Origin of the sequence: Ruminococcus sp. 5_1_39BFAA (genome assembly GCF_964240875.1) — a bacterium.
Lineage (GTDB): Bacteria > Bacillota > Clostridia > Lachnospirales > Lachnospiraceae > Blautia_A.
In genome coordinates, this window is sequence record NZ_CAXSVO010000003.1 from 408335 (window position 1) to 430029 (window position 21695).

The 21695-nt window shown below is 47.9% G+C and carries 17 protein-coding genes; 2 read left to right on the forward strand and 15 right to left on the reverse strand.

Annotated features, from left to right (window positions below):
• Positions 1–177: 177 nt before the first annotated feature.
• Positions 178–630 (forward strand): YhcH/YjgK/YiaL family protein, encoded by a 453-nt coding sequence (locus tag ACESZH_RS06865; protein ID WP_373219062.1) that lies wholly within the window; start codon positions 178–180, stop codon positions 628–630.
• Positions 631–711: 81 nt separating this feature from the next.
• On the opposite strand, the gene lon is transcribed toward ACESZH_RS06865, so the two are convergent.
• The 12 genes from lon to ACESZH_RS06925 form a co-directional block, all read right to left on the reverse strand.
• Positions 712–2979 carry an endopeptidase La gene (gene lon, locus ACESZH_RS06870; RefSeq protein WP_373219061.1) on the reverse strand — a complete coding sequence of 756 codons (2268 nt, stop codon included), beginning with the start codon at positions 2977–2979 and terminating at the stop codon, positions 712–714.
• A 177-nt stretch (positions 2980–3156) separates the two neighbouring features.
• Positions 3157–4206: a 16S rRNA (cytosine(1402)-N(4))-methyltransferase RsmH gene (gene rsmH / locus ACESZH_RS06875; protein WP_373219060.1), complete on the reverse strand. Its 1050-nt coding sequence runs from the start codon at positions 4204–4206 to the stop codon at positions 3157–3159.
• Between the two features lie 25 nt (positions 4207–4231).
• Positions 4232–5578: an MATE family efflux transporter gene (locus tag ACESZH_RS06880; protein WP_373219059.1), complete on the reverse strand. Its 1347-nt coding sequence runs from the start codon at positions 5576–5578 to the stop codon at positions 4232–4234.
• Between the two features lie 51 nt (positions 5579–5629).
• Positions 5630–7912 carry a glycoside hydrolase family 65 protein gene (locus ACESZH_RS06885; protein WP_373219058.1) on the reverse strand — a complete coding sequence of 761 codons (2283 nt, stop codon included), beginning with the start codon at positions 7910–7912 and terminating at the stop codon, positions 5630–5632.
• Complete coding sequence (gene pgmB, locus ACESZH_RS06890; RefSeq protein WP_373219057.1) at positions 7909–8550, reverse strand: beta-phosphoglucomutase; 642 nt, start codon at positions 8548–8550, stop codon at positions 7909–7911. The genes ACESZH_RS06885 and pgmB overlap by 4 nt, the downstream gene beginning before the upstream one ends.
• Positions 8551–8581: 31 nt before the next feature.
• Positions 8582–9940 carry a GH1 family beta-glucosidase gene (locus ACESZH_RS06895; protein WP_373219056.1) on the reverse strand — a complete coding sequence of 453 codons (1359 nt, stop codon included), beginning with the start codon at positions 9938–9940 and terminating at the stop codon, positions 8582–8584.
• A 113-nt stretch (positions 9941–10053) separates the two neighbouring features.
• Positions 10054–12333 carry a glycoside hydrolase family 65 protein gene (locus ACESZH_RS06900; RefSeq protein WP_373219055.1) on the reverse strand — a complete coding sequence of 760 codons (2280 nt, stop codon included), beginning with the start codon at positions 12331–12333 and terminating at the stop codon, positions 10054–10056.
• Positions 12334–12354: 21 nt separating this feature from the next.
• Positions 12355–13191: a carbohydrate ABC transporter permease gene (locus ACESZH_RS06905; RefSeq protein ID WP_373219054.1), complete on the reverse strand. Its 837-nt coding sequence runs from the start codon at positions 13189–13191 to the stop codon at positions 12355–12357.
• Positions 13191–14075 (reverse strand): carbohydrate ABC transporter permease, encoded by an 885-nt coding sequence (locus ACESZH_RS06910; protein WP_373219053.1) that lies wholly within the window; start codon positions 14073–14075, stop codon positions 13191–13193. Before ACESZH_RS06910 ends, ACESZH_RS06905 begins: the two co-directional genes overlap by 1 nt.
• A 109-nt stretch (positions 14076–14184) precedes the next feature.
• Complete coding sequence (locus tag ACESZH_RS06915) at positions 14185–15420, reverse strand: ABC transporter substrate-binding protein (RefSeq protein ID WP_373219052.1); 1236 nt, start codon at positions 15418–15420, stop codon at positions 14185–14187.
• 219 nt (positions 15421–15639) lie between these two features.
• Positions 15640–16611, reverse strand: a complete 972-nt coding sequence (locus ACESZH_RS06920) for a LacI family DNA-binding transcriptional regulator (RefSeq protein WP_373219051.1) — start codon at positions 16609–16611, stop codon at positions 15640–15642.
• A 54-nt stretch (positions 16612–16665) separates the two neighbouring features.
• A complete protein-coding gene (locus ACESZH_RS06925) occupies positions 16666–17247 on the reverse strand; it encodes a DUF1349 domain-containing protein (RefSeq protein ID WP_373219050.1) in 582 nt (193 codons plus the stop codon).
• A 164-nt stretch (positions 17248–17411) separates the two neighbouring features.
• Here ACESZH_RS06925 and ACESZH_RS06930 point away from each other — a divergent pair, with 164 nt between their 5' ends.
• Positions 17412–18362, forward strand: a complete 951-nt coding sequence (locus ACESZH_RS06930; RefSeq protein ID WP_373219049.1) for an ABC transporter substrate-binding protein — start codon at positions 17412–17414, stop codon at positions 18360–18362.
• Between the two features lie 35 nt (positions 18363–18397).
• On the opposite strand, the gene ACESZH_RS06935 is transcribed toward ACESZH_RS06930, so the two are convergent.
• From ACESZH_RS06935 to ACESZH_RS06945, 3 genes are read right to left on the reverse strand one after another with little or no spacing between them, the layout of a single operon-like run.
• Complete coding sequence (locus ACESZH_RS06935) at positions 18398–18763, reverse strand: GGDEF domain-containing protein (RefSeq protein WP_373219873.1); 366 nt, start codon at positions 18761–18763, stop codon at positions 18398–18400.
• Complete coding sequence (locus ACESZH_RS06940; protein WP_373219048.1) at positions 18764–19990, reverse strand: hypothetical protein; 1227 nt, start codon at positions 19988–19990, stop codon at positions 18764–18766.
• 30 nt (positions 19991–20020) lie between these two features.
• Positions 20021–21523 carry a two-component system response regulator gene (locus ACESZH_RS06945; RefSeq protein WP_373219047.1) on the reverse strand — a complete coding sequence of 501 codons (1503 nt, stop codon included), beginning with the start codon at positions 21521–21523 and terminating at the stop codon, positions 20021–20023.
• Positions 21524–21695 lie beyond the last annotated feature (172 nt).

The window sequence follows — 21695 nt, forward strand, 5'->3', positions numbered from 1 at the left end:
TTTATATCCCGATTTTTTTCTATAATCATACTAATAACAACCGACCATGAAATCATGGCTAATGTTTTGCTGGAGACTTTACAGGCAAATGGGATTTCGATATAATAAGAATTAACAAAAATTGGTTTTCGGCTTCCTTTTTAACTCTAAAATGACACCATACAGGAGGAAAACGTTATGATTTTCGATTCCATCAAGAACAAAGACAATTACAAAGAAAGTGCACTGCTGTACCAGGCATTGAATTACCTGGCGGAGCTGACACCTGAGACGGCGCCCACTGCTACCGTAGAGCTGATTCCCGGCGTTCTTTTCTGCAACCCGGTATCCTTTACCTCAAAGCCGGAATCCGAGTGCATTTACGAGGCTCACAGAAAATACGCAGACCTCCACTATATCCTGGAGGGCGTAGAGGGTATCGCTACTGCTGACACAGACAGCCTGGAAGTACATACCCCTTATTCCGAAGAGAAGGATATTCTGTTTCTTAACGGCCCGGAGGATGGACGGTACTATTTAAAGGCAGGTCAGTTTATGGTCTGCTATCCAAACGATGCCCACAAGGTTGCCATGTGCCAGGATACGCCTGCCCCGATCAAAAAAATCGTATTTAAAATAGCTGTCAGCTAATGCGGCACAGCCAATATAAACGCAACGGCCATAAGATATCCTCTATCCTATGGCCGTCTTTTTATGCAATAGAAAAGCCTGTTACTTTAATACCTGTTCCAGCACATCCTGCACCTTTTTCACAGGAATAATGGTAAGCTTTTCTTTCACCTCATCCGCTACATCCTTCAGGTCTTCCCGGTTATCCCAGGGTATGAAAACCCGCTTCACGCCTGCCCGCTGGGCAGCCATCAGCTTCTCCGGCAGACCGCCGATCGGCATTACGCCGCCCCTTAAGGATACCTCTCCCGTCATGGCGATCTCAGGGGAAGCACACTTTCCTGTCACCAGAGAGGACAGCGCTGTCACCAGCGTGATCCCCGCAGAAGGGCCGTCCTTCGGCACCGCGCCGGAGGGCACATGGATGTGCAGGTCATTTTTCTCAAATTTCTCTGCACAGTCCGGATACAGGGACTTCACAAGGGTAATGGCTATCTGGGCAGATTCCTTCATCACATCTCCCAATTGTCCCGTGATCAGGACTTTTCCGCTTCCTTTTGTAAACGAAGTTTCAATAAACAGGATCTCTCCGCCAGCCATAGTCCACGCCAGACCTGTCACCACGCCGGCCTGCGGCTCCTCCAGAATTCTTTCATGACGGATGCCGTTGCTTCCAAGGAATTCCGGAACCCGTTTTTCACTGACCGTAATACTTTTCTGCTCTCCCTTTACCAGCTTTACCGCCGCATAACGGCACAGCACGTCCATCTGCTTTTTCAGGCCCCGGACTCCCGCCTCGGCTGTATATTCTTCTATAATGCGTGCGATCGCCTCATCTGTTACCCTGAGATTCTGGGCTTTGATTCCCATGCTCTTCATTGCTTTTGGCAGAAGATGGCGTCTGGCAATATGAAACTTCTCAATGGCAGTATATCCCGGAAACTGGATTACCTCCATCCTGTTCAGAAGCGGCTCCGGAATAGTATCCGTGGTGTTTGCCGTGCACACAAAAAGCACGTTTGACAGATCATAGGGAACATTCATGTAATGGTCTGTAAAGCTGTTGTTCTGCTCCGGGTCAAGCACCTCCAGAAGTGCGCTTGACGGGTCGCCTCCGTAGTCCTTTGTCAGCTTATCCACCTCATCCAGCACCACCACCGGATTCTGCGCGCCGCAGCGCTTCATTCCTTCCATGATCCTGCCCGGCATAGCTCCCACATACGTTCTTCTGTGACCTCTGATCTCCGCTTCGTCACGGACACCGCCCAGGCTGACCCGAACATATTTCCGGTGCAGCGCTCTTGCAATGCTCTGACCGATACTTGTCTTTCCTGTTCCCGGCGCTCCCACGAACAGCAGGATCGAACCGGATTGCTGCTTATTTAACGCCATCACTGCAAGCTGCTGGATAATTCGTTCCTTTACCTTTTTCAATCCGTAATGATCCTCATCCAGGATTTCCTCCGCTTCCTTCAGATCGATCTCAGGCGTCTCCTCATTTTTCCAGGAAAGGGTGGTGATAAAGTCCAGATAATCGTACAGCATTCCGTATTCATGGCTGTCCTTGCCCTCCTGCTTCATACGGTTCAATACCTTTTCCGCTTCCTTACGGGCTTCCTCGTTCATCCCGGCTTCCTGGATCTTTTTCTCAAACCGCCGCACATCGGAAATGTTTTCCGGGTGCATATCGTCAAGCTGCTGCTGCAAAAACTCAATCTGCTTTTTCAGGGCTGACTCTCTGTAAAGCTGCTCATTGGAGCTTTTCTGTGCTGTCTCAGCCTCCTCACTTACACGGAAAATCTCCATCAGCTCATAGAAAGCCTGCTCCAGCATATCGCATCGCTCTCTTCTGGAATCCGTGGAAAGAAGGCTGTATTTTTCCTCCCAGGAAATATTCATATACCCGGAAAGGGCGCAGGCTGCTTCAGCAAAGCTTTTCCAGTGATAGATCATGCTTCTTGCCCAGATTCCCCACTGGAATCCCTTCGCAAAATCCATCAGTTCTTTTTTTATCTTATCAAAGCGCTCCTTTTCCTCCTGAGCCGGAATGTCATCTGTTTCCGGAAAGCGCTCGGCGTCCGCCGTAAAGCCACCGTCAGAGGACCGCACATCAGAAATCTTCACTCTCTCCGTGGCAGTGATCTTTACGCTGCCCTCCTCGTCAATACTCTCTATTTTTCCGGCAACGCCGATTGGATAAATGTCTTCAGGAGTGATCTCTTCCTGCGCTTTCCCGGTCTTCAGCATCACAAATAATATGTCTTCCCCTATGTTTTCCGGTGCAATTTTATCCTTAGGAAACATATCCTGTTTAAAGAAGAAGGTCACGCCTGGCAGTACCAGCAGGTCATAAATCGGTATGGTTATCATTTATGTTTCCTCCTTGTCGCATTTTATCAGCACTCTTTTTTATCGAGTGCTAATCTATGTTTAAACAAAATGGCGAACCCGACAGAATTCGCCATTTCAGTTATTCTTTTATATTCTATCACGAAATCAGGATTTTGCAAGTCCCCTGGAAAAATAATTGTGTAGATTCTGTGTCCTTTATCCACGAATTGCCCAACGCATTTTTGTGGAGCGTGCCCGGCTGTTCCGGTTGCACTCCTCTGCTGAGGGACGGATCACATCTGTGGATATCTCACTGTAAATGCCCTCCTTGCAAAACTGCTTAAAGGATTTTTTTACAAGCCTGTCCTCCCCGGAGTGGAAAGTCAGAATTGCCACCCTGCCGCCCGGTGCCAAAACATCCGGAAGCTTTTCCAGAAATTGGTACAGCACCTCAAACTCATTATTCACATCAATGCGCAGCGCCTGGAATGTTCTGGCGCAGGACTTTTTCACCGCTTCCCTGCGCTCAGCCTCCGGAATAAAGCGCAGCGCCCGCTCGATCACGTTTTTCAGGTCCGTGGTTGTGGCGATCTCTCCGCCTTTTCTCAGCCGGGACATGATCTCTCTGGTGATTTCCTCCGCATATGGCTCATCGGAGTTTTCAATGAGCATTCCCTGCAGTTCCTCCTTTGTCATTTCCTTCAGCCGCTGCGCTGCACTGACTCCCTTCCGGGGATTCATCCGCAGGTCGAGCGGTCCTTCTGTCTTATAGGAAAAGCCTCTGTCGGGATTGTCGATCTGCATGGAAGAAACCCCCAGATCTGCCAGCACAAAATCAAATTTTCCGGTCTCTTCACATACCTTATCGATATTTGCAAAGTTTTCCAGCTTTACCGTCAGGATCTCTTCCCCGAAGCCTTTGTCAGCCAGCCTCTTTTTTGTCTTTTCAGACTCAATTGGGTCTACGTCCAGCGCATAGATATGCCCCTTGCCTTCCAGACATTTCAGCATTTCCGTCGTATGGCCGCCATACCCCAGAGTGGCATCAAGCCCCTGCTGCCCCGGCTTTATCTGCAGAAAATCCAGAATCTCCCTGACACAGATAGAAATGTGCATTCCTGCCGGGGTGCCGCCTTTGCTGATCACCTTTGAGATGGTATCCGCGTATTTTTCCGGCTGCAGCTCCTTATATTTTTCTTTATAACTCCTGGGATGTGTTCCTGAATAACGGACCCGCCGTTTGTGCTTTCCTTCCTGATTTTCCATAGGATACTCCTTTCCCCTAAATGCGTCACGCTTCAAATGCCACCTGCTTTTTATATACTTTTATGAAATATACGATCTCTGCACAGCCCGTAATGCCCCACGAGAAAATATAGAGCAGATAAAGGGAAGGAATCGTCCTGAAATATGCAAAAACCGTACGTACCCAAATAATCCGGAACACACAGGAACCCATGATCACAACAATGGTAGGCACCACGCTTTTCCCAAGTGCTCTGGAAGCCGCAATGGTGCAATCCATAAATGCCGAAAAGCCATAAAAACGTCCCATCATGGTAAGACGATACATCCCTGCTGCAACCACAGCCGCCTCACTGGTAAACAACCCAAGAAACGTCTCGCCGAAGTTTGCCAGCAAAAATCCCAGAATGATTCCTACTCCAAAGGAATAACCCAGACTGACCAGATAGCTTCTTCTGACACGGTCTTTTTTCCTGGCCCCCAGATTCTGTCCCATAAAGCTTCCGCATGCCGTATAAAAAGCCATCATTACGCCGTACACAACAGCATCTGCATTCGCAGCCGCAGAATTCCCCGCCACCATAGTGGCACTGAAGGAATTTACGCCAACCTGGATAAACAGATTTGCAATCTGGAAAATCGCATTCTGGATCCCCGCCGGAACTCCGATCCGCAGAATGTCCTTTGCTTTATCTTTACTGATACGCAGGGAATGCAGACAAAGCCCGTAAGCCTCATTGCTCTTGAACAGCGCTCTTACAATCAAAAACGCAGAAATGTACTGGGAAATCACGCTGGCTGTCGCAACGCCCGCCACATCCATTTTACAGATGATCACAAAGAACAGGTTCAGCGCCACATTCACAACTCCTGCCAAAGACAGGTAATACAGGGGCCGCTTTGTTTCTCCCACAGCGCTGAAAACAGCATTGCCGAAATTATAAACCGCAAGGGCCGGCATTCCCAGAAAATACACCCGAATATAGAGAACAGCTCCATCCAGCAGTTCGGGCTTTGTGTTCAGAAGCTGCAGGATCCCCTTTGCAAAGCCGGAGCCTGCCAGCAGCAGTATCATGCCGCCGCAGGCGCTGAGCAGCAGCGCCGTATGAACGGTATCTGCAACCCCTTTTTTGTTTCTTGCTCCAAAATGCAGTGCCGTCAGCACGTTGATCCCCCCGGACAAGCCAATCAGGAAATCCGTAAAAATCGTCACAAATGTGGTTGTTGAGCCTACGGAGCCAAGGGCTGTTGCCCCTGCAAACCGTCCCACAACCGCAACATCCGCCATATTGAATAAGACCTGTAAAAGATTTGAAAGCATCAAAGGAATACTGAAAAACAGTATTTTTTTTCCCAATGAGCCTGTCGTCAGGTCCTGCTTCTCCTGCTGCATGTATCTAAAAATCCTCCCTCTTTCCCCCACGGAAATTTTATCCACAGCGAATTATACTATACTGTGCATAGAAAAACAAGGAAAGGATTTTTCATTTATCATGAACCGTTCTTTTTCCACAGTGACCAGCAGGCGTTTTCCCTGATACCACACAGGACAGATGATCCTGCTGATCTGTTCCGGGAGCCTTGGTCGGATTCTGAGCTTCCCATCTACCATACGAATCCCGGCAAAAGCAAACACAACGCACTGCCATATCCCGCCGATAGAAGCGGAATGGATTCCCTCATCCGAGCTTTTCATATTCGGGCCCAGATCAATGTCACAGGCTTTTCGGAAAAATTCATAAGCCTTTTCCCTCTCATTCAGGTCTGCGGCCAGAATACAGTGGGTGGACAGGGAAAGGGAGGAATCATGAAGTGTTTTCGCCTCATAGTAATCCCAGTTTGCTTTCTTTGCCTTCTCGTCAAACAGGTGCTCCAAAAGATAGAACAGGATCAGAATATCCGCCTGCTTGGAAACCTGGATGTGATTTAGCTGCTCCGCATTATAGTCCTTGTAGATTCCCAGAACATAATCCTGTGCCTTGTATTTTGACAGATCAATTTCCTTTAAGGACAGGTAGGTAGAATCCTGCGCCATCAGCCCGCTTTCATCCGGTCTGGGGAGATACATTCTTTTTTCCCTCTCCCGGATGCTCTGTAAAAGTCCCTGAAGGTGCAGCTTTTGCTCAAGCCGGTCATAGATCTCCGGTTGTTCTTTTGGCAGCGTAAGCAGCAATTCCTCTGCCTTTTTCATATTCCACCATGCCATATAATTGGTGTAGGCATTGTCATTTACATGCTCTTTATACTCATCCGGGCCGATCACATCATTAATATGAAGCTTTCCGTCCTCTCCCTCTTCCAGACGGCTGCACCAGAACCGGGCTGTATCCAGAATGATCTCATAGCCGTATTCCTCCATAAAGGACCTGTCTCCGGTCATTTCCCAGTATTGCCACACTCCGTATGCCACATCTGCTGTGATATGCTGCTCAATCTTTCCCGTCCAGATAGTCTGGGGAAGCCCTGTCACCAGGTCCGCATCCCCAAAGGCAGGCGTTACCTCTCCATCGGAAACCCAGGCGCTTTCCCACGGGAACTGCGCGCCCTCAAAGCCGCCCTCCCGCGCCTTTCTCCTTGCACCCTCCAGGGTGGAATAGCGGTATTTTTCCAGGCTCTTTGCCTTTTCCGGAAATGTAAAGGTAAAATAGGGAAGTACAAACTGGTCACAGTCCCAGAAGGTATGTCCTTTGTATCCCTCCCCGCTTAAGCCTTTGGCTCCGATACTCATGCGGTGATCATGGGCAGGAGTCATGATCGCCAGATGATACTGAGCGAAACGGATAGCAAGCTGGTCAAAGGCATCCCGGGATTCCAACAGGATTCCTTCCTCCTCCCACTCCTTTGCCCATACCCTGCTGCTCTCCCGGAACAGATCATCATAACCCAGCTTACGGGCTTCCTTCAAAAAGCAAAGGCTATGCGTCTGAAGCTCCCTGACATTTTTTCCGTCCAGTTCCAGATCCCTGCTGTGATGAACCCCAGACAGCTTTTCAAGCCGCAAAACACTTCCCTTCGGTATTACAATCTCGTACTCACAGAGCACCTGCCTCCTTTTCATCACCAGCACAGACGACGGCTCTGCCTCCACTCCATCCAGAAAAAATCTATGGCAGGATGCTGTCACGAAGGAAATGCCGCTTTCTGTTGTCTCTGCCGTGTACTGAAGGTAACAGTTTTCGTAAAAGCGCTTCTCCTGTTCCCGGAAATGCTGGGCGCCGCTGTTTGTCATCTGCCCGTTGATCCCGGAGCGGATCCGGACGCGGATATCCGCGGTAAGCGCCTGGATCGTTACCTTTTGCCCGATCAGAGGCAGACGTTTTCTCGATACGAATCTGGAAAAATGAAACCTGCAGGCTTCCCCTTCCGTTCCTTCCCAGCAAACTTCCCGGTTCAGCTCTCCGGTATACAAATCCAGACTTCTTTGGTACTCCCCGCATTTTCCAGTATCCAGAGAAAAGCGTTTTCCATTCAGGTAAAACTCCATTTCTGTTACATCCGCTGCATTTGGAATCTCCGTCACCTCAGAGGGATCACAGCAGTTAAAGGTTCCTGCTGCAAACAGTCCCCTCTTTTCTCCATAATAGCCTTCCTCCGTGGCAGATCGGAGACCCATATATCCGTTTCCCAGTGAAAGAACGGCTTCTGCTTTTCCCAGGCATTCCCGGTCAAATATCTCCTCGCCTACCACCCAAGCGTCCTTCCGGTCATAATACATCCCTGTTTTCATTCACCAACCACCTTCAATAAGTCAGAAAAAGTACTGAGATCGTATGTACCAAGTCCACAGGCAACGGCATCTCCGATTGCCGCAGAATCCATCTTTCCTCCTGCTGCCGCCTCAAGCCCTGCCTTTGCATCCTCCACTACCAGGCACTTCTCTGCTGGCAGACCCAGATACTGGGCAGCTTTCACAAACACCTCCGGGTCCGGCTTGGAATGGCTGATGTTATTGCCGTCCGAAATGGCGTCGAAAAATGTACCAAGTCCGATTCTTTCCAATATGAACCGAGCATTTTTGCTGGAAGAGCCGATTGCCAGACGGATTCCCTTTTCCCGCAGTCCGTTTAGGGTGTCCTTCACCTCTTCTGACAGGTCTTTTTCCGACATTTTTTTCAGAAGTTCTTTGTAAAGCTCATTTTTCTCTGTTGCAAAATCCTCTTTTTCCTGTTCTGTATAGCTGCGGTCACAGCGCTCCAGAATGATCTCCAGGCTTTCCATCCTGCTCACTCCACGGAGACGGTTGTTGATCTCCCGGTCAAAATAAATGCCCAGCTTATCTGCCAGTGCCTTCCATGCCTGATAGTGATATTCATCCGTATGGCAGATCACGCCGTCCAGGTCAAATATAATTCCTTCATATTTCATGGTAAAAGTTCTCCTTCTGTATTTTATAAGATCAGGGAAGACATTCCCCGTTTGATGCGATCACATCCCGGTACCAGTATCCGGAATCCTTAATGATTCTTTTCTGCGTGGGATAATCCACATAGATCAGCCCAAACCGCTCCTGATATCCATACGCCCACTCAAAATTGTCGATCAGGGACCAATGGAAATATGCTTTTACCGGAACCTCTGATACTGCCCTCTTAAGATTGCTCAGATACCTTTCCACATAAGCAATGCGGCAGCCGTCATGAACCTTTCCGTCTGCGGAGACAATATCGCCGTTTGACATTCCGTTTTCAGTGATCACCACAGGCTTTTGGTAACGTTCATACAGGAATTTCGGCATCCAGTAGAGAATTTCCGGTGTCACCGGGCTTTTGATGTGGGTATGAGGGAATCCCAGTGGCTCCGGCGTAAAGAACGGCTCGCCGTCCTTCCCGCACTCCACCATCCGTCCGTCGTAGATATTCTGCCCGATGAAATCTACCGGCTGGCTGATCAGCTCTATATCCTCTTTTGTGGCCGCAGGCAGAATGTCTTTGTATTTCTCCGCTACATTTTCCGGGTATTTTCCCAGGAATATGGGATCACTCCACCAGGTCATGCTCCACCACCATTCCTCCAGAGGCAGGATATCCGTAAGCATCTTTTTTGCAGCCTCCACATCCTTATGACTGTCTGTTTTGGGATAAGTAAACTTTCCTGCCGGGGCAAAGCCGATCTGCAGCGGCTGCTTTCCATATTTCCGCAGCTCCTTTACCGCCTGCCCGTGGGCCATTAATACATGATGCGCTGCCAGGAAAGCCTCTCGCATGGAGCAATTCAGCCCCGGCGCATGGTAATCCCCGTAATAGCCCAGCCCGATAAAGCATTGAGGTTCATTAAAGGTAATAAAATGTTTCACTCTGTCGGAAAAAGCCTGAGCCGCAATCCTGGCAAAATTTCCAAACCAGGAAACGCTTTCCGGGTTCATCCAGCCTCCTTTTTCCTGAAGGGTCTGGGGCAGATCCCAGTGATGAAGCGTGACAAACGGCTCAATCCCATGTCTCAGCAAGCAGTCAATGAGACGGTTATAGTAGTCGATTCCTTTTTGGTTTACTGCCCCTATACCCTCCGGCAGGATCCTGGACCAGCTTAAAGAAAAGCGGTATGCCTGTATCCCCATTTCCGCCATCAGCTCTACATCTTCCTCCATGAGATGGTACTGGTCACAGGCTGCTTTCCCATTGCTTCCATCCAGGATTTTCCCTTCTTTTTCGCAAAATACGTCCCAGACGGACACCCCTCTCCCGTCCTCATCGGCAGCGCCCTCTACCTGATAGGCGGAAGTTGCAGCTCCCCATATAAATGAATCTGGAAATTTCATAACATCATACTCCTTCTGCTTATTGTAGGTAAAAAAACAAAGGCATCTCCTTTTGTTTCCCAGACAGGAGATGCCTATAAATCCGATAAACCTGATCCAAAGGCTACCGGGTGTCAAGCCAGTGCAAATGCAAGGCTGTCCTGCAGAACGCAGGCTTTTCCATATACATGGATCTCGACCGGATGTCCGCTCTCCAGTGTGAAGCGGCATCCCTCCCGGTTTACCTCCACCTGTATGTGGCTGCCTTCGTAGATCAGCTTAAATCTGTATCCTTCCCACTGCTTCGGAAGAGCCGGGGCAAACCAGGCGCCGCTTTCCTTCAGACGGAAGCCGCCGAAGCCGTACACGATTGCCATATAGTTGCCGCCCATATTTGCCGTATGGATTCCATCCTTTGTGTTCTGATGGGTGTTATACAGATCAAGCTTTGCAGAATCTCCAAAATATTCATAAGCTTTGTCTGCCATTCCAAGCCTGGAGGCTACAATACTGTAAATACAGGTGGAAAGGGAGGAATCGTGCGTGGTCACCTTTTCATAGTAGGCAAAGGAGCGGCGAATGGTTTCCAGATCCTGCGCATCCTCAAAAATGAAGTGGGCCAGAACCGTATCCGCCTGCTTACATACCTGGTAGCGGTAGATATACATAGGATGATAGTGAAGCAGCAGGGGGAAGTTCTCCTTTGGCGTGTTTTCCAGATCCCACACTTCCTTTTTCAGGAAGGAATCGTCCTGTGGATTGATGCCCAATTCCTCGTCATAAGGAAGATACATCGCCTTTTCCGCCCTCTCAAATTCCTCTATCTCATCTTCTGTGAGATGGATCTTCTCTGCAACCTTGTCAAGCTTTCCTGCTTCCTTCAAAAGCCGGTACAGCTTCACGGCCCAATGGAGGTTATACTGGGCATTCAGGTTTGTATAATAGTTGTTGCTCACCAGGCAGGTATACTCATCTGGTCCGGTCACCTCATGGAGCTGGAAGGTTCCCTTATAATAGCATCCCAGATCCATCCACATACGCGCTGTCTCGAAAATGATCTCCGCACCCTTCTCTGCCATAAAGTCCAGATCCTTGGTGACCAGGTAATAGGACACTGTGGAGTAAGCAATGTCTCCGCTGATATGATACTGTGCAGAGCCTGCCGGGAAAAAGCCGGAGCATTCCTTGCCCATAATGGTTCGCCAGGGATAGGCCGCGCCCTTTTTGTGCCCCAGGATTTTTGCATTCTCTCTCGCCTCGTCCAGAATAGCGTACCGGTATTCCACCAGGTTTCTGGAAATCTCAGGGTTGGTCAGGGTGAAGAAGGGCTGCATATACATTTCCGTGTCCCAGAAATAATGGCCCTCGTAGCCTTCCCCGCTCAAGCCCTTTGCCGCAATATTACTGTGAGGATCCTTTCCCACAGACTGGATCAACTGATACTGGTTGTAGCGGACAGCCGCACAGAGGTGGTCATCGCCGTCAATTTCCAGTGCAGATGACTCCCAAAAACGGTCCAGGTATTCCTTCTGCTCCTGATAAAGCTGCTCCACAGGTACGGACACTGCCTGCTCCATCTCTTCCCGTGCTTTTGAAAAAAGTTCGTCATAACGCACAGAATCTGCAAAGATCATGTATTTGCGCAAGGTGATCCTTTCCCCTTTCTCAGCCAAAACCCTGAATTTCTGAACTGCACAGTGGTCCCTGATCACCGGCTCTGTCTCCTCTCCTCTGGAGATCACGTTTTTCACCGCCGTACATACCTGAAGTCCGGAGGAAGCCGTATTGGTAAACAGATAGGAAACACCTTCCTGCAGATCCGCGTGATCCGGGATCAAATGCTGGAAGCTCTCCCCCGCCACCCTGGGGTCATTGGGATTACAGTAATTCTTTACATTGCCCTGATGTACGGATTCCAGCTCCAATACACCCTCAAAATTTACCGGAGTTACCTGATAATCCATGAAAAACAGCGGCAGCCGGGTAAAGGACGCCATTCTCTTAATGACGATCTCTGCCTCTTTTCCCTCAGGAGAACGCCACAGTACCCTTCTCGCCGTATAGCCGGCCTGCATATCCAGCCAACGGCTGCTCTCAAGTACCGTTCCCTCAAACATGGAAAAGCTTTTCCCGTCAATGGTCAGGCGGATCGTCTGCCCATCAGCCACATTCAGCATAGTCTGCTTTTCCTCAGCCATGCCGCAGAGCTTTTCCGCCTGCTTCATCTCGGCAATATCATAAAAACCGTTAATATAAGAACCACGGATGGTATCATAGCCTTCGGGATACCCCTCCTCAAAATTGGAACGGACACCCAGATATCCATTTGCGTTGTGAAAAATAGTTTCGTTGACCAGAAGCTCTTCGTTGTCCAGCTTCAGGTCATCTATTTTGTAAAGCCATTTCTCGTTCAAAGTCTCATCCTCCAGCAGTTTTTATTTTACAGCGCCTGCAGCCACACCCTTGATGATATATTTCTGCGCGCATAAATAGAAGATCACAACCGGAATAATGGTCAGCATCAGACCTGCCATTGCCATATTCCACTGGATCGTAAACTGTCCGAAGAAGGAGAAGGTGGACAGCGGAATGGTACGGTTTGCCTTGCTGGAAAGAACCAGGGAAGGAAGCAGGTAGTCATTCCAGATCCAGATCACGTCCAGGATAATGACCGTCATGGTAGTGGGCTTCAGCATTGGAAATACGATTTTCCAGAACACGCCCAGCTTTGTGCAGCCGTCAATGGTAGCAGCCTCTTCCAGGGATACCGGTATGGATTTTACGAATCCATGATACAAAAAGACTGCCATACTTGCTCCGAAGCCGATGTACATATAGATCAGTCCTCCCATATTGTCCAGCATAGGAATATGGAGGGTATCGCGGATCCAGCCCATTTCCTGCATCAGAGGCATCATCAGGGTCTGGAAGGGAATCAGCATGGTTGCAACAAAAATATTGAAGATCACTGTGCTCAGCACATTGTTGGTACGCACCAGCATCCATGCGGTCATGGACGCAAGAATCACAATAAAGATAATCGATACCACCGTCACCAGCACGGAATTGCCAAGTGCATGGAGGAAGTTCATTTTCTTCATGGCTTTTTCGTAGTATTCAAAGCTGAAATGCTCCGGAAGCGCCAGGATGCTCTCATACAGCTCGGAACGATTTTTGAAGGAGTTTACAAACACAATATAAACAGGAAACAGCCAGCATATGGACAAAAGGATCACCAGAACATTGGCTGCAATACTTCTTGTCTTTTTCATTACATTTCAACCTCCCTCTTCTTTGTAATAGAAACCTGGAACAGTGTGATCACTGCAACCACCAGCAGGAACACGATAGCCTTTGCCTGCCCGTATCCGAAATTGCTCTGTGAAAAGATTTCATTATAAATATTCATGGCAAACATCTCCGTAGCATTGCTTGGGCCGCCTGCTGTGAGAGACAGGTTTACATCGAAGATCTTGAAGCAGTTGGATAAGGTCATGAAAAGACAGATGGTAAAGGATGGCATTAACAGCGGAAATTTGATTTTTGTCAAGGTCTGCCAGAAGCCTGCCCCGTCTACGGAAGCTGCCTCGATCACATCGTCCGGGATTGCCATGATACCGGTTATGTAAATGATCATGATATAACCAGCCATCTGCCAGGTGCTTACCACCACCAGCGCAACCATTGCCATGGTTGGATTCAAAAGCCAGTTGGACAAAAGCACGCTTTCGCTTCCCAGCGCCTCTCCGATATAGGAAAGCCCGTCACCCAGGATAAATTTCCAGATATAACCCAGGATCAGTCCACCAATCAGGTACGGCATAAAAAGCATTGCTCTTGCTACATTTCTGACCTTCAGCCTTGTAGTTACCATAAGTGCAAACGCAAGTCCCAGAACATTGATCAAAACAACTGCAAAAACAGTGAAGATCACCGTATGCCTTGCGGAAACCAGGAAACGGCTGTCAGAAAACAGACGGGTATAGTTGCGCATTCCCACGAAAACCTTTGGGTTCAGAGGAAGTCCGTCCCAGGAAAAAAATGAATATCCAACACCGATCAGAAATGGGATCACCACTACTGTCGCAAACACAAACAGCAGAGGACCTGTAAATAAGGCAAACCATCCCGCGTTTTTCCTTTTCTTATTCTTCATAACTCTCACCTTTCTATAGAAATAGCCCGGTCAGTCAAAGCGTTTAACTTCAGCTTCTCATGAGCCGGGCTATATTTTACCTATGCTTCATCCTTATCAGCAGGTTCTATTATTTTGCCTCGTTAGCCTGCGCCCAGGCTTCATCCAGTTTTTCCAGAAGAGCAGCACCGTCCATATCGGAGGTAAAGAATTCCTGCGCAACCGGAACCAGATATACATCAACGATGCTGGTTGGCCACAGATTCATTGGCCAGCTAATGGTCTTGCCTTCAGCAGCATACTCAGCTACCTGTGCAGAGATAGGATCAAGGCTCTCGCTCTCCATACCCTCAACTACAGGAAGGAAGCCGAACTGATTCATCAGATAGTCTGCACCTGTCTCAGAGGTATACAGCCATTCCAGGAAGTCCTTACCAGCCTGTTTCTCAGCGTCGCTTGCCTGGGAGTTTACATACCAGCCAGCCGGTACGCTGACAGCGATCTTATCATTTCCGCACAATGGAAGAGGCGCCATACCCATTTCGAAATCTACATCATAGTCCTCAAACATGCTGTAGCACCAGTTACCCTGATGGATAGCTGCTGTTTTGCCTGTAGCAAAATCACCGCACTCTTTATCGTAGTTCTCCTCTAACGGATTGTAAGAGTTATCACGGATTGCTTCATAGAATTTTGCAAATTCCTGGAACTCCGGTGTATCTGCCATCTTTACTTCACCTGCGTTCAGTTTTTCAATAAATTCGGCAGGATTTTCCTGAAGCGCAAACGGTGTATTGAGAATATGTCCGATCAGGAAATAGCTTTCCTGTGAAAGTCCGAAGCCGTTTACATCATTAGCAGCCTGATCCTGAAGCATTTTTACGAAGGAATCGTAATCGGTCACTTCCTCTGCATTGATCAGGTCTTTGTTATATACCATACCGAAGCCTTCCATGGTGTACGGAATTCCTACAACCTGTCCGTCAGCATTGGTATCAGCCATTCCTTCAGCAATTTTGTCAACAAAGCTTAAATCGCTTAAATCTTCCTCATAGTTTGCCATAGTTTCAGATTCGGAACCTGGAAGCAGGGAGAAAACGGTTGGTCCCTGGTTGTTTGCCATCTTTGTCTTTAACTGCTGCATGTAGTCGTCGCCTGTGGTTCCCCATACCTCGACCTCAACGCCAGTCTCTTCCTCATAGACTTCTGCAAGCTCTTCCAACTGGTCGATGATCTCAACCTTGGACTGGAATACAATGATCTTATCTGCTGCTTCTTCTGCATGAGCGGTTACTGCCATAGAAGAGGTCATGGATACTGCCATTGCGGTTGTCAGGATTACACTGATTGCTTTTTTGAAATTCATTTTTCGTCCTCCTTTTCGTTCGTTTTGTCAAACGTTATACTTAAATAATATACAAAGCAGGTCAAAATGTCAACGTGATTTTCGTCATTTCACCGGAAATGTTGCATTTTTGTTACTTTTAAACAGATTTATGCGCAAAAAAAGCCATGAAAAACAATCCCTTTCGGTGATTTTTTCCATGGCTTTTTACTATCGGTTTTATATTTTATAAATTTTTTACTATTTTTTTACTAAAACGCTCTTCCGATTTTTGATTTTTGCGGAGATGCGGAACATGCTGGCAGACTCTTTTCCCTTTAGCGCTTCCACCAGATACAAGGCTGCAAGATAGCCTCTCTCGTAATCCGGAACGGTAACTGTTGTCAGGCCAAACTCCTTTGCCCGCTCATTGTCATCAAAGCCTGTCACCGCAATGTCCTCCGGTACCCGGATGTTATCCTCACGGAATGCCTTGATCGCCCCGATCGCCATATTGTCGTTTGCGCATATGAGCACATCCGGCAGCACCTCTGTCAGCGCCAGGATCTTGGCAGCCGTATAGCCGCTTTTTTCCCGGTAATCCCCCAGGAAATAGTTCTTCTGCGGGAAATGGATATTATTCTTTTTTAAGGTATCCCGGAATGCCTGGTACCGCTCCAAGGTGTCCGTCGTCTTTTCAATACCGCTTAAAAAGGCAAATTTCCGATACCCCCGGTCTATAATATCCTGAACCATGTCGCACATGGCGTGGTAATTGTCCACGATCACGCTTTTTACATAGGGCGAATCCAGGATCCTGTCCAGTACCACAATGGGATAATGCTCATTGGCACAGCGGTTTACGGTGGCATCATCCAGGGATGCGTCCAGGATGATACAGCCGCTGCTCATATTATTGCGCATAAACTTCTCGCAGGACCGCTGAGTGCAGATCAGAAGATCATATTCCTTATCCTTCAGATAATCGTTGATCCCCTTCAGCACATTCAGGTAAAAGCTTCTGTCAAAATCGCTGAACACAAAGAGAATGGTCTTGTTTTCCTTTGTCTTCAGTATCTTTCCAGCTTCATTTGGCACATAGTGCATTTCCTCTGCCAAAGCCAGTATTTTCCTGCGGGTGTTCTCCCCCACATTTTTCTTTCCGTTCAAAACATTGGAAACGGTAGAAGGGGAAACTCCTGCTGCTTTGGCAATGTCTTTAATCCCCACCATAAAATCACGCTCTTTTCTTCGTTTTACCAATATTTTACTAAAATCCGTTCAATTTTACAAGTGGGCTTTCCACTCGCATTCCGTAATTTCCATATTGGTAAAGACCGCCTCAAAGGAAGAATCCTCCGGGCTGCAGGCGTAAATGCCAAATACGATTTTTCCCGCTCCCTCAAACATATGGCAGATCCGCATCTGTTTGAAATGAACTCCGTCCTCAGAACATTCCAGGCAGTAATCCGATTCCCTTCTGCTGAAGCGGTACCACATGGATTTGACAGAAGCGCTGATGTCTGTGGTGGCCCAATCGGAGTAGCCGTGATTGGTCGCCACGCTTCCCAGTCTCTGATATTCCTCGTTTTCGTACTCAATGGAAGCCTTCAGCCAGTTCTCACTGTCCAGATACATCACCACACCGCACTGGTCAAAACGGTGCTTGCTCTGAAATTCCGTTTTTACCACAAAGGAAAAATACTTTTCCTCTGTCTCCATCTGGAGCACAGGTGCATTGTCATTCCGGAAGCCGTAGTAGGTTCTCTGCCACAGGTCTGTCCCCGGTTCTGTGATGATGACGATCTTGTTATCCTCAATAGAGTATTCCTTTGGTTCCCTTGTCCATTTTAAATCCTTGAAGTTCATATCCATTCCCCCATTGTTTTTATTATTGTATTTGGGCTCATTTTACTATAGGGCGATTCCTGTGTCAAAACATATTTTTTGTTTTACACCCAGGGCTTTTCCGTATATAATAAAGCTAATAAGGCATTGGAAAAAGCCGCAAAACAAGAAGGAGGGAACCGCATATGAAAAAAGAGCTATTGATCTTAACGGCAGCGGCAGGTATGGTTGTCCTGACCGCAACACCCGTCCGTGCAGAAGAAGCTTCCTACACCATAGGAATCTGCCAGTTTGAACAGCATAATGCCCTGGAGGAGGCGAGCCTTGGATTTAAGGATGCCCTTGTGGAGGCGCTGGGCGATCAGGTAACCTTTTACGAGCAGAATGCTCAGGGAGATCATACAACCTGCACGTCCATTATCACGGACTTTGTGGCAAGGGATACGGATCTGATCCTGGCAAATTCCACGGCTGCTCTCCAGGCTGCCGCTACCGCTACCACGGAGATCCCCATTCTTGGAACCTCGGTCACCGAATATGCCGCAGCTCTGCAGTTGGATGATTTTGACGGAACCGTGGGAAGAAATATTTCCGGTGTCTCTGACCTGGCTCCCCTTGACGAACAGGCTGCCATGATCCATGAATTATTCCCGGAGGCGCAAAATGTGGGGCTTCTCTACTGTTCTGCGGAGCCTAATTCCCAATACCAGGCAGATGTGATACAGGCTGAGCTGGAAGCGCTTGGCTATTCCTGCAAGGCATATACCTTTTCCGATTCCAATGATATTTCCTCCGTTACTATGACAGCATCCTCAAAATGCGATGTGATCTATGTACCTACGGATAACACGGCTGCCGCAAATGCAGAACTGATCGCCAATATCTGCATCCCGGAGGGCATCCCTGTCATAACCGGAGAAGAAAGCACCTGCAGACTGTGCGGCGCAGTAACCCTTTCCCCGAATTACTACGACATCGGCTATCATACCGGAGAAATGGCGGTAAGGATCCTGGCTGATGGAGAGGATATTACCACCATGCCGATAGAATTCTCAGAAGATTTCACAAATCATTATAACGAAGAAATCTGCAGCGAGCTGGGGATTGAAGTTCCTGACGATTATTCTCCCCTGTAAACAATTAACGCCCCACCGTCACGGTGGGGCGCAAATCATCTGCAGGCCCGTTTCATTTTTTCTTTATTTTCATACATACAGTTGTCCGCCCTCTGAAACAGGGATTCAGCCGTGTCCTCCTGCCGTTGTACGGCATACCCTGCCGCAATCTGCAGCGAAATCCCTTTCTCTCCCGTTTCATTTTTAATCTGCTCCTGCAAAGCTGCTACGGCATTTGCTGTCTGTTCCTCAGAACAGCTCCTGCAGATTACCAGAAACTCATCGCCTCCGATCCGGTAGCATTTTCCCTGCTGTCCAAAACTCTTTTTTATGTATTCTGCCGCTGTAATGATCAGCCGGTCCCCGCTCCTATGACCGTACCGGTCATTGATCTGCTTCAGATTATTTATATCCAGGATAATTTAGGCACATCCCTCTTCCAAAGGCTTCCGCTCCTCTTCCATGTACGCGGTTCTGTTCAAAAGCCCTGTCATAAGGTCCGTATAGGCCAACCGCTTATACGCCAGAGTGTTGGCGTTCTCCTCTACCTGTCCCCATACCTTTATAAGCACCGCCACGATCAGACACAGACAAAACAGGAAGATTCCGATACAATACATTACGGCATACTGCGATGTGGGATCGATATAAAACCAGACGAATGCCAGCACGCTGAAAACACTCAGCAGCACAAAACCCTGCACGATTTTCAATATCTCTGGCCGTCTCTGCTTCTCTAATTTCTTAAACGCTTCTTTCAGCACGATCCCGATTCCCAGTACACATCCGAAGTGTACCAGAAAAAGAAGATAATATCCCAGGATCACAGGATGAATAAAATCAATCAGATAAACAGCTGCCATAACAAAGAACAGGTTGCACAGAAATACCAGATTTCGTTTTCCATCCAGCATAAAATTGATAAATTTCAACAAAAGCGCCGGCATGAACATAAAGGAGACAAAGGATATGAGTGAAACAATGGCTGTTTTATCCGTCACAAACAGCAGTAACGCCGAATCTGTCACGACCCATATTCCTGCCGCAAAAATGAATCCGCAAAGGCTCAGCAAGTTCATTTCCATATCCTTCACAGCGCTTTTTCTGAAGAAACGAGCTGCTACCAGAGCTGTCGCTCCCAACAGGAGCATAAAAATCCCGAAGACCAGTGCATACATATTGTTCCAAAAAAGCTTCTGCCATATTTCGTTTTCGCTTCCCAGGTATGCCTTTATGCTCAGGTTCTTTGCTCTGTTGTCCGGGTTCATGACCCGGATCACCATGTTCTGTCCGGCACAATCCTCAGGAAGCCTGATAATATGCTGGCTTCCTCCATTCATTCCATAAATATCGGAATAATCATAAAGGACCACCCCGTCCAAATAAATCCGGAATTCCTCCAGATATGTTTTCATACAGAGCCATTCATCCTCTTCGGCATCCTCTCTGATCCTATAGCGGTATTCCAAAACGCTTCCATCCTCCGCCAGGTATTTTTCCCATACCTGATGGATTTCCACAAGACCATCCCTCTTCTGGTTTTCTACAGAGGAAGGCACGGCAAAGCCCTTGACTGCTGCAAGAACTCCCAAAACAGCCAGAAGGATCCAGCACGACCTTTTTACGATTATAAGAATACGTTTATTCATATATGCCCTCGTGTTTTGATTTATTTGTTATTAATGTACATCTATTTTTCCTATTGCCCCTTCAAATTTCGGTCTGTTATCCGCTGACCATATGGTGTGGGCAATCACCTTGCACCTCCGTTTTTGTCCCTTTACATTCAAAAGATATATCGCTTCTATCTCAGGCTCCCCCGGGGTTGTGTTCTTTAACCTTTCCAGCAGATCCTCATAGTCACCGCCAGAAAATACCTGTTCTCCCGGCCACTCTTCTCCTGGATTCGGTATGGTCTCCGGCACGCCCAGTTGCTCCGCACCCCAGCGGGAAAGTATCATCATCCGGGGGACCTCAGTATATTCAAACTGAATCTCCCGGGAAACCCTTGCAAAAAACTGGTTCTTTATACACTCATGCTCCAGCAGGCGCACAGTTCTTTTGGATGTCTCCATATTTCCCGTTTCCAGCATATGGCTGACCGTATCAAGGATTTCCGTTTCCGAGTCACCCGCAGAGCTATCCATTCCGTTTTCCAAAGTTCCTGACAACTCCTGCAGGCACTCCAACAGCAGCGGATTAAACGCTCCGCACTCACCATTCAGGATCATCTGCACGGCTTTTTCATGTGGATAGGCATCCTTGTAAACACGCCAGCTCGTCAGCGCATCGTAAACATCCGCCATGGCTACCACCTGCGCTGCAATGGGTATTTCCTCTCCTTTTAAGCCATCCGGATACCCTCTGCCGTCATACCGCTCATGATGCCACCGGCAGATCTGGTAGCCGGTCTGGATCAACGGCTCATTTTTCCGCATGGGAATGTCATATAAAATCCTTGCCCCTTCCTCAGAGTGAGTTTTCATGATTTCAAACTCCTCTTTGGTAAGGCGTCCCGGTTTATTCAATATCTCCGAAGGTACGGAAATCTTTCCAATGTCGTGCAGAGCGGAAGCATTGCAGATCAGGGGAATATCCTGCTGGGAGATACCATATTTATCGGTCTTTTCCAAAAGCTTTTTCAGGAGAAGTTCTGTCAGTGTATGGATATGCAGTACATGAAGGCCGCTTTCCCCGTTTCGGAATTCCACCAGATTGGAAAGGATCTCGATCATGAGCCGGTTATCCTTTTCTCTTTGGTAAAACTGACTTGCCGCTATGTCTGACAATTCCTTCTGCTTTGCGTACAGTGTAATGGTACTGGCTACACGCCGTCGTACCGTTCTCTCATCAAAGGGTCTGGTGATATAATCCTGCACACCCAGATCAAAGGCCCTGTCCACATAGGTGGGGACGGTTTCCGCCGAAATCATGATAACAGGAATGCTCTGGATCCATCCGTTTTTATTCATGACTGCCAGCATTTCGAATCCATCCATCACAGGCATCACAATATCCAGCAGGATCAGGGAGATTTCGCTTTCCCTGTTCTGCAGGATAGCAGAAGCCTCCATTCCGTTTTCCGCTTCCAGAATCTCGTATTGATCCTCAAGGATATCCGATAAGAGCAGGCGGTTCATCTCTGAATCATCTACAATTAAAATCTTTCTTCGTTTATCCATATAACTCCCCTTCTGCCCATATATTTCTGCAAAAGCCAAAAAGACTGCATTTGAAAAAACTTTCAAACGCAGTCAGTCAATCATAGCCTTTTACCCTAGTACAAAATTGCATTAATTTTTGAGTAATATTTCTATGGAAAATATTTCTAATATATGGAATAATTAAAAGAAA